The following is a 9,531-nucleotide window of genomic DNA, read 5'->3' on the forward strand; positions in this document are numbered from 1 at the left end:
ACAGAGATGCCAATAAGGATACTAAATAAAACCCAATTTTTTTTCATGAAAAACTTTCCCACAAAACGCAAATGGTATTTCACGTCACAATCTATTATGGAATTATTACTCATTCGAAAAACCAACCTAACATTATAAAGGTGGTGTGAGCAGAGCTGTAGTTACTTCATTCGTCGTGAAAAATGTAAATTATCCACTATGATAGGATATACTAAATCGCTTTTGCTGCGCTCCGCCCCTTTTCCATACAAGAGTTCTGTCCTGACCACCATTCTACACCAAATAACAAAAATAATCTATTTTATCTTATAAATGTTGCATTTCTCCATTAAAATATCAAAACTATGAAACTTCTGGATTAAATAGTACGTTATTAATAAAGGTTTCGGTTATATTATTAAAAGAGCTTTGAAATTTTTTTAACAATGGTTAAACTTCAAGGAGGCAAACAATGAAAAAAATAATGATTCTTCTACTATTAACTTTCGTACTCTTCTATCCAATTCGCAGCTTTGCTGATATGGCTGAAGGGGATATGATTGTCACATTAGGCGAAAATTTGACAGAAGAACAAAAAAATAACCTATTAGAAGAAATGGGCGCACCGAAAGATGTCCAAATTGTGACCGTATCGAATCAAGAAGAACATCAATATTTAGGGAAATACGTCTCGAAATCACTAATCGGTACAAAGGCAATCTCATCCTCTTCCGTAACAATTGCTCCAAAGGGTTCAGGGATTACGGTGAAAACAAAGAATATCAACTGGGTTACAGATGAAATGTATGTCAATGCCTTAATTACAGCTGGCGTTAAAGATGCCAACATCTATATTACTGCCCCGATGTCTGTATCTGGAACTGCAGCCTTAACTGGTATTATTAAAGCATATGAAATCTCTGCTGATAAGACAATTCCAGAAGAAGTAAAACAAGCTGCGAATCAAGAGATGGTAGAAACCGCCAAACTGGGAGACTCCATCGGCGATAAGAATGCTGCTGCCCTTATAGCTAAAGTAAAAGAAGATATTGCTAAAAATAAGCCGAAAAATGATGAAGAGTTACAGAAAATTATTGAGCAGGCAGCAAAGGATTTAAATGTTACTCTTACTGATGAAGAAATGCAAAGATTAATTGACTTTTTTAATAAACTAAAGGATCTAAACATTGACTGGAACCAAGTAAGCGACCAGCTTAATAAAGCAAAAGACCGCATATCAAAATATCTTCAATCTGAAGAAGGGCAAGGTTTTTTAGAAAAAATCAAGCAATTTTTCATTTGGCTGATTGATGCCATTAAATCAATTTTCTCTTAAGAAAAGCGCAAGCGTCCATTTAGGGGCTATAGACTCGATCATTTTGACTTATCCAAGGGTATAGAGCGAAATACATTAGCCGCTAGGCGCTTGAGATAGACAACTCTCAATATCCAATGTTATAAATTCTATATCATTTAAAGTTAAAAAGCTGCCGCCTCAGCGACAGCTTTCTTCTATTTAAGCGGCAAATCAAGCCTTACTATGTCTTCATATGATTCTCTTTTTACAACAAGCGTGGCTTTACCGTTTTCAACAAATACGACGGCCGGACGAGGAATCCGGTTATAATTGTTTGACATGGAATAACCGTATGCACCAGTACAAAAGACAGCAAGAATATCCTCTTCTCCTGCTTCTGGAAGCGGTAAATCCCAAATTAACATATCACCCGATTCACAGCATTTCCCGGCAATTGATACGGTTTCATTTGCTTTTGCTAAAGGTTTATTCGCAAGAACAGCTTCATATTTTGCCTGGTAAAGTGCAGGCCGGATATTATCACTCATCCCGCCATCAACGGCTAAATATTTCCTTACTCCAGGAACTTCTTTGGAAGAACCTACCTGATAAAGGGTAATACCTGCATCACCTACAAGCGAACGACCAGGCTCAATCCAAATTTCTGGTATTTTTAATGAGTGCTGCTCTGTTAAATTTTTTACTTCTGTAATAATTTCACTTACATATTGCGAGGGCGGGATGGGCTCATCTTCTTTTGTATAGCGGATCCCAAACCCCCCGCCTAAATTTAACACCTTTGCTTCGAAGAAAAGCTCTTTTTTCCAGAATTCCATTTTTTCAACAATTTTCTTTGCTGCTAGTAAAAATCCTGTTGTTTCAAAAATTTGGGATCCAATATGGCAATGAAGTCCGAGAACATCAAAATATTCAAACTGAATCGCGGTTTTTAATGCCTCTTCTGCCTGTCCATTTTGAAGGTCAAAACCAAATTTTGAATCCTCCTGTCCGGTTAAAATATAGTCATGGGTATGTGCCTCAATTCCTGGTGTAACCCTCAGTAGGATGCTGATCTTCACATTTTTCTCATGGCAAATGGTTTTTAAAAGTTCCATTTCTGTAAAATTATCAACAACAATACAACCGATTCTTTGGTCTAAGGCCATTTCTAATTCTTCTCGACTTTTATTATTTCCATGAAAGTGAATTCTTTCTACCGGAAATCCAGCTATGATTGCCGTATACAATTCACCCCCAGATACGACATCGAGTGACAAACCCTCTTCCTCTGCTAACTGAATCATCGCTACTGTTGAAAATGCTTTACTGGCATAAGCGACTTGAGCTTTTACATTTAGGTCATCAAATGTTTGTTTAAAGCCCCGTGCCCTTTCTCTCATTAAGGCTACATCATACACATACAGCGGAGTTCCAAATTGTTGTGTTAACTCAATTGCATCGACCCCGCCTATTTCTAAATTTCCGTTTTTATTTACACCTGTTGACCCATAAAAATACATTCCCTTTCCCTCTCTCCGTAAACAACTCACTATAGATTATGTAGACAATTATAATAAATAAATAGACAGAATCTCCATAAGATACTGCCTATTTTTAAAAGATAAGAAAGTAAAAGTTTCGCCTTTGAGAAATGTCCAGCACCACGCCTAGTCCTCAGGTCATTAGACGGCGAGGAAGTAAATTCGAAGAGGATTCTCCACGGCTAACGCCATGGAGCAAGGCTGCAAGGAATCTTTTCAGGTAGCTGCCTTGCTGTGGTGGCTTGAGAACGCCTCATTATGGTTCGTCTTATGCCTGGATACAGAAAGCTACCGCTTTCTATACGTATTAAGGGAGACTAAGCCGATTTCCAATTGACTAAGTCTCCCTATATCGGGGCTTATCAAAGCGCGTGTGCTTTTCTTATTCCTTTAACCCTTTATTTAATTAAAATCACTTTAGCATAACTGTAAAAAAACCGCAATTATTTCTCGTTCGCCTTCGGTGGCTGCCTAAAACGATTTCTAGGGTGGACAATACTTGGTCTTAGTATAGATCCAGGGATTGCCCTGCGGAAGATAATCTGCATAAATCCTTTTGGTTCGAAAGGAAGAAACGGCCAAAAGTATGGTGCATTAAGCGCACGCAGGTTAACAATAAATAAAAACAAGATGGTAATTCCAATGACGAAGCCGGGCGTATGAAAAATGGCTACCAAAATCGTTAGTGCAATTCTGGCAATTTTATTTGCCACACCTAACTCATAGCTCGGAGTCGTAAAAGTGCCGATCCCTGCCAAAGCAACATAGAGGATCACCTCAGGAACAAATAGACCAACGTCAATCGCAATCTGTCCAATCATTACTGCGGCAATTAAGCCCATTGCCGTTGATAATGGAGTCGGGGTATGAATGGCAGCCATCCTCAAAAATTCAATACCAAAATCCGCTAATATTAATTGAATGACAACAGGAATATTGGTTTGTTCATTCGGTCCAATGAAGGAAATTTTTTCAGGTAATAGGGACGGTTCCAATACGAACAGTAACCATAAGGGAAGTAATACAATCGATGCTAAGAGACCTAAAAACCGAGTCCAACGCACAAAAGTCCCCATTGCAGGTGATTCCCTAAATTCTTCAGCATGCTGTAAATGATGAAAGTAGGTTGTCGGGGTAATAATTACGCTTGGAGAAGTATCACAATAAATAATGACATGACCTTCTAATAAATGAGCAGCAGCGACATCTGCTCTTTCCGTATATCTTACTAACGGAAAAGGATTCCACCCCTGTTTAACGATAAACTCTTCAATTGTTTTATCTGCCATCGGAATACCGTCAACATGGATAGCTTTTATTTCTTTTCTAAGAATATTAAGTAAGTCAGCATCTGCCACATCCTCTAAGTAACCTAATGCTACATCCGTTTTCGAACGCTCTCCAACTTTATACATTTCAAAGCGAAGTCGTTCGTCACGAATTCTCCTTCTTGTCAAAGCTGTATTGAGAATAATATTTTCAACAAATCCGTCACGTGATCCTCTAACTACTCTTTCTGTATCAGGCTCTTGAGGGGCCCTGCCGGGATAACTCCTAACATCAATTACAAGGGCTGTATTTTGCCCTTCTATCACAACGGCAATTAATCCAGATAGAACCTGATCAACAATTTTATCAAGCGTTTTAACCTGTTCAACCGATTGGTTAACAAGTCTATTTTCAACAATCTTAAATATATCCGTTGATAATTTTTCATGATCATTGATTTCAACTAACTCTTCAATTAACTCTATAATAAAACGTGTATCGCATAACCCATTTACATAATAGATATGCACATCTTTTTTTAGAATTTTTAACTTCCTGACCCCAAAATCAAAACTAACCCCGAGCCCCACACGCTGTTTCATATAATTTTCAATTTCATGCACTGATTCCGGGATTGGCCATTTCTGCTCGTTACTTCTTGACATGAAAGCCACTCCTTTCAAGAATTAATTCCACTGCTTTTTTCGTGATCGGCGAACCAAGTTTGTAAGAATCGAGTCTTGCCATTTTGCCAATATCACCCACACCTACGATAATAGGCACATCCAATTCATCAAGACAATAAACGGTATCTCCATTTATTCTACCGATTTCAAGTTCTGGAATACCAAATTTATCTACTCCATAGGGCGTTAACTCTCCATCACGATCGATGCTTATATCAACCCTTGTCCATTCCTCATGTCTAGATCTTGCGGCAACTGCAATGACCCCTAGAATTTCGATGTCTTTATGTAAAGCAACATATTTCAATGCGGATTCACCCGCCCCTTCACCCACTATGCCGCTATCATCAAACATTACTAATACCGGATCGTGTGGGGCTTTTTTTATTAAATTGACAATTTCTTGACCAGTTAATGTTGAAGGATTTCCATGAGAGCTGGAAATACATCGTCCACCAATCTCTTGAGCAACATGCTCAACAGCTTTTTTTGCATATTCATCACCGTCAGTAACTAAAATGACACGCCTCCGAATACTCATACTTTGATGTCCCTTCATAAAAAAAAGTAAACGTCATAATAAGCTGGTATCCTCGAAAACTTAAGATTTTTAATTATGGAATGCTTCGCTTCGAAGCTTATCCTGGTGGAGCTGGGCTGTTTTCAAGGTATTAATGATGAACAAAATAAAGCCATTGAAAAATGGCACCAAATATTTTCCCAAATACAATTGCCATGATTAAGATAATAATTTGTCCATCTAAGCGAATCCTTTTTACAAGAATCGGCAGGACATTTAGGACCTCAGTTAGGGCTGCAGCTAACATTCCAATAAATATTCCACCAGTTATTCCTAATGGAATCAAAAAATAAGATGATATATATAATGTAGGATCCCTAAGACTCGCTAATACCCCAGTCAGCGCCCCTATCACAACTGCCCATTCATACTGGTGAATCATTTTCATTGTTTTACTAAGTTGTGTCAGCCTTGGAATCACTCCAAGTACAGTAAGGAATGCAACAAAACCAGAACCTACGGCCAATCCACTTGATAATCCTACAAATAGCACTGTCAAAATTTTAATCGTCGTCATTAATTCGTTTCATACTTTCTTTGTTTTCATGGATAATGACATAATTATCTAAATCTAGCTGATAATTAAACATTTCTACTTCAAGTGGACTGGGTTCTTCATTTATCCGTTTCTTAAATACATGATTAAAAAATAGAATCATCCCTAGACCCAAACCAATAGAATAGGGAATTTGAAACAATAATGGCTTTGCATTTTTCTCACCCGTTATAATGGTATAAATCTTTTCATGGACACTTTTCATACTGACATCATCATGAAAATTCATTATCGCCATGGCTGAACCGAAAAATAACAGAAACCATATTAAGAGAAAAAAAGGAATGGAAACTCCCTTTTTTTTAAAAGTTACTTCTATTATGGTTTGTGCAGGACCAATGGTTTGAACTTCACAATCCTCAAAAGTATCTGTAATTAAATTGATAACTCTCATCACATCAATAACCACTATATTCCGATCTTTTAGGGTTAATTGATGAACCATCATTGTTTTGATATTTAAGAGAACAGATTCTGGAGCAATGATTTGGGCAACATCCTTTAACAAAACTTTTTCTTCCGGTTCGGCTTGGACACGATTCCGCATGCGGATGTAGATGGTCTTTTCCAAAACATTCACTTCCCACACAATGATTTCCTTGTATATGTAGTATGGATAATAAGCTGTATTTTCATGTATAAAAGTGCTAAGGTAGACGAAACAAAAAACCGTATGGATTAGAGATCCATACGGTCTTTCATTTGCTGTAATATCTTTTTTTCCAGTCTAGAAACCTGAACCTGAGATATTCCCAGCCTAAGGGCAACTTCTGACTGTGTTTGATCCTTATAATATCTTAAATAAACGATTAATCTTTCCCGTTCATCCAATTCAAGGATAGCTTCTTTTAACGCAATTTTATCAAACCATTTTCCTTCATTACCGTCATCAATTTGATCTAGTAATGTAATCGGATCCCCATCGTTTTCATAAACTGTTTCATGAATAGATGAAGGTGTCCTGCTTGCTTCTTGAGCAAGGATCACATCTTCCGGCGATAGTTCCAGATGTGCTGAAATTTCGGTAACAGTTGGTATTCTTCCTAGTGTCTTCGATAATTCATCCTTAGCTTTTCGGATTCTGTTCCCCATTTCCTTCAGTGATCTGCTCACCTTCACTGTTCCATCATCGCGGATAAATCGTTGGATTTCACCAATGATCATTGGTACAGCATATGTGGAGAACTTGACATCATAGGAAAGGTCAAACTTATCAACTGATTTTAATAATCCAATGCAACCAATTTGGAACAAGTCATCAGGGTCATAGCCCCTATTAAGAAACCGTTGGACAACTGACCAGACGAGACGCATGTTTTTTTCAACGATTAAATCTCTAGCTTCTTGGTCTCCTTCATGGCTCTTTTTAATGAGCTCTTTCACTTCATGATCCTTTAAATACGATTGACTTTTATCGTTTTTGACCTCCACATCCATCGGCAAGTCTCCTTAATTGCAAAGCATTTTGCGCAATTTTAAATGCTTCCGTAATCTAACCTCGGTTCCTCGACCTGGCTGTGAATGAACCTCTACCTCATCCATGAAATTTTCCATGATGGTGAATCCCATACCGGATCGTTCTAGATCCGGCTTCGTTGTAAATAATGGCTGACGAGCTTCCTCCACATCTACAATTCCTAAACCAACATCCTTAATCGTCATATCAATCAAACTGTCCTCAATGGAAACATGAATGTATACAATTCCATTTGGATCATTTTCATAACCATGAATAATCGCATTGGTCACAGCTTCTGATACGACTGTTTTAATCTCTGTCAATTCATCCATTGTTGGATCAAGCTGGGCAATAAAGGCTGCAACGGTTACACGTGCAAATGACTCATTTTGACTTAAAGCACTGAATTGAAGGTTCATCTCATTCTTCATTCAGGCCACCCCCAATCTTTGCAATGCAAATTCCTCAGTCGGTTCCATTTTGATGATCTTAAATAAACCAGACATATCGAATAATCTTTGTATTGCAGGGGAAATTGCACAAACGACCATTTCTCCGTGCACCTGTTTTATTTGTTTGTATCTTCCTAAGATAACCCCTAATCCAGAGCTATCCATGAAGGATAATTGTTCCAGATTTAAGACAATATGACGTATATCGTTTTTTTCAATTATTGCTATCGTCTGCTCGCGAAGTTCATCCGCTGTATGGTGATCTAATTCACCACTTAAGCGAATACATAAAACAGCATGTTTTATTTCCATTTCAATGTTAAGACTCACTATCCCCGGCCTCCTTAATCTGGTATAGTGAGTCAATTCGCTTCCCAAACGATAATATCCTTCTATAAATACAAAACTAGTTGAAATTCGCTAAAATTAGTAATTTACTTTGAAGTTTCGACATTAACGGATTTTTGCTGATTACTTGCCAGCCTTTGTAAACATTCCGAATGAACGTTTATAAAGTGTCCACCATCCTGCTTCCTTTACATCTTTACCTGCCACTAATGGGCTTTCAAGAATGACTTTTCCGTCCTTAATAAGCTTAATAGTCCCTACCTGTTCACCCTTCGTAATGGGAGCATTTAGATTTTTTTTCAGGACCATCTTTTGTTTAACATCCTCTGTCTTTTCACCTTTTTTTGTCAGTAATGAAAGTGGTTCGCTTGTTACAGCCTCGACAGACTTCTCATTTCCTTTACTTATTTTGACTTGACCTATTGTTTGATTTCTCTTAAACATCGGATGAGTCTGATATTGGGCAAAGGCATAATTAAGCATTCTAGTAACTTGCGCATTTCTTTCCTTAGAGGTTGGGGAACCAAAAACGACCGCAATCACACGCATGCCATTTTTTTTGGCTGTTGCAGTTAAGCAATATTTTGCTTCTGCAGTAAAGCCAGTTTTGAGGCCATCTACGCCTGGGTAAAAACGTACTAATTTATTTGTATTAACAAGCCAGAATTTTTTGTCTGTATTTTCACGAAGGTATGCTTCATACATACCCGTAAATTTTGTAATGTCTTCATATTTTAGAAGCTCTTTTGACATAACAGCCATATCTGCTGCTGAACTATAATGTCCACTTACTGGAAGTCCAGTTGTATTTTTAAAGACCGTATGCTTTAGTCCTAGTTTTTTGGCCTTATCGTTCATCATATCAACAAACGCTTCTTCTGAACCTGCAATTCTTTCAGCCATGGCAACAGATGCGTCATTTCCGGAACCAATTGCAATTCCTCTTAACATTTCCTTGGTTGTCATTTCTTCGCCTGGCTCAAGAAAAATTTGCGAACCGCCCATAGAAGCTGCATATTCGCTTGTTCGGATTTTTTCATCCCATTTCAGCTTTCCTTGATCCAACGCCTCCATAATTAAGAGCATCGTCATGATTTTGGTCATACTTGCAGGCGGCAGCTCTTCATTACTATTTTTCTCATAGAGAACTGTTCCTGTATCGCGTTCAATTAATATAGCAGATTTTACATTGCTGACGATATCCGTATTCTTTTTTTCTTCTGCAGCAAAAGCAGATGGACTCCATAAACATGTAAGTAAAAAAGATGTCACTATGAAAGAGACAAATCGTTTCATTCGCATAACCCTCCATTCTTTATAGCCTCCATTTTTTCCAAAAATAATTATATTATACAATTATTTCC

The 9,531-nt window shown here is 37.7% G+C and carries 10 protein-coding genes; 1 reads left to right on the forward strand and 9 read right to left on the reverse strand.

All coding sequences use genetic code 11. From position 1 onward, the window contains the following. Positions 1 to 451: 451 nt before the first annotated feature. Positions 452 to 1,315 carry a DUF1002 domain-containing protein gene (locus V7150_RS17615; protein WP_335520998.1) on the forward strand — a complete coding sequence of 288 codons (864 nt, stop codon included), beginning with the start codon at positions 452 to 454 and terminating at the stop codon, positions 1,313 to 1,315. A 176-nt stretch (positions 1,316 to 1,491) separates the two neighbouring features. Here the strand turns inward: V7150_RS17615 and lysA are convergent, their stop codons facing one another. The 9 genes from lysA to V7150_RS17660 all read right to left on the reverse strand — a co-directional run bounded on the left by lysA (position 1,492) and on the right by V7150_RS17660 (position 9,463). Continuing rightward, positions 1,492 to 2,796, reverse strand: a complete 1,305-nt coding sequence (gene lysA / locus V7150_RS17620) for a diaminopimelate decarboxylase (RefSeq protein ID WP_335521000.1) — start codon at positions 2,794 to 2,796, stop codon at positions 1,492 to 1,494. Positions 2,797 to 3,260: 464 nt separating this feature from the next. Then, a complete protein-coding gene (locus V7150_RS17625; RefSeq protein ID WP_335521002.1) occupies positions 3,261 to 4,751 on the reverse strand; it encodes a spore germination protein in 1,491 nt (496 codons plus the stop codon). Then, positions 4,738 to 5,313: a stage V sporulation protein AE gene (locus V7150_RS17630; RefSeq protein WP_335521004.1), complete on the reverse strand. Its 576-nt coding sequence runs from the start codon at positions 5,311 to 5,313 to the stop codon at positions 4,738 to 4,740. The genes V7150_RS17625 and V7150_RS17630 overlap by 14 nt, the downstream gene beginning before the upstream one ends. 130 nt (positions 5,314 to 5,443) lie before the next feature. Then, positions 5,444 to 5,869, reverse strand: a complete 426-nt coding sequence (locus tag V7150_RS17635) for a stage V sporulation protein AB (RefSeq protein ID WP_335521006.1) — start codon at positions 5,867 to 5,869, stop codon at positions 5,444 to 5,446. Beyond that, entirely contained in the window at positions 5,856 to 6,479 is a 624-nt protein-coding gene (locus V7150_RS17640) for a stage V sporulation protein AA (RefSeq protein ID WP_335521009.1), read from the reverse strand. The genes V7150_RS17635 and V7150_RS17640 overlap by 14 nt, the downstream gene beginning before the upstream one ends. A 107-nt stretch (positions 6,480 to 6,586) precedes the next feature. After that, on the reverse strand, positions 6,587 to 7,345 hold the full coding sequence (gene sigF, locus V7150_RS17645; RefSeq protein ID WP_335521010.1) for an RNA polymerase sporulation sigma factor SigF: 759 nt from the start codon (positions 7,343 to 7,345) through the stop codon (positions 6,587 to 6,589). Positions 7,346 to 7,357: 12 nt separating this feature from the next. Then, positions 7,358 to 7,798: an anti-sigma F factor gene (gene spoIIAB, locus V7150_RS17650; protein WP_283919288.1), complete on the reverse strand. Its 441-nt coding sequence runs from the start codon at positions 7,796 to 7,798 to the stop codon at positions 7,358 to 7,360. After that, the gene (spoIIAA, locus tag V7150_RS17655) at positions 7,799 to 8,149 is read right to left on the reverse strand and encodes an anti-sigma F factor antagonist (RefSeq protein ID WP_335521014.1); all 351 of its coding nucleotides are present in this window, start codon (positions 8,147 to 8,149) and stop codon (positions 7,799 to 7,801) included. It lies immediately after the preceding gene. A 141-nt stretch (positions 8,150 to 8,290) separates the two neighbouring features. Next, positions 8,291 to 9,463, reverse strand: coding sequence for a D-alanyl-D-alanine carboxypeptidase family protein (locus V7150_RS17660; RefSeq protein ID WP_335521016.1), 1,173 nt, complete (start codon positions 9,461 to 9,463; stop codon positions 8,291 to 8,293). Positions 9,464 to 9,531: the final 68 nt, after the last annotated feature.

Source organism: Neobacillus drentensis, from assembly GCF_036965245.1.
Taxonomy (GTDB): Bacteria; Bacillota; Bacilli; order Bacillales; family Cytobacillaceae; genus Neobacillus; species Neobacillus drentensis_G.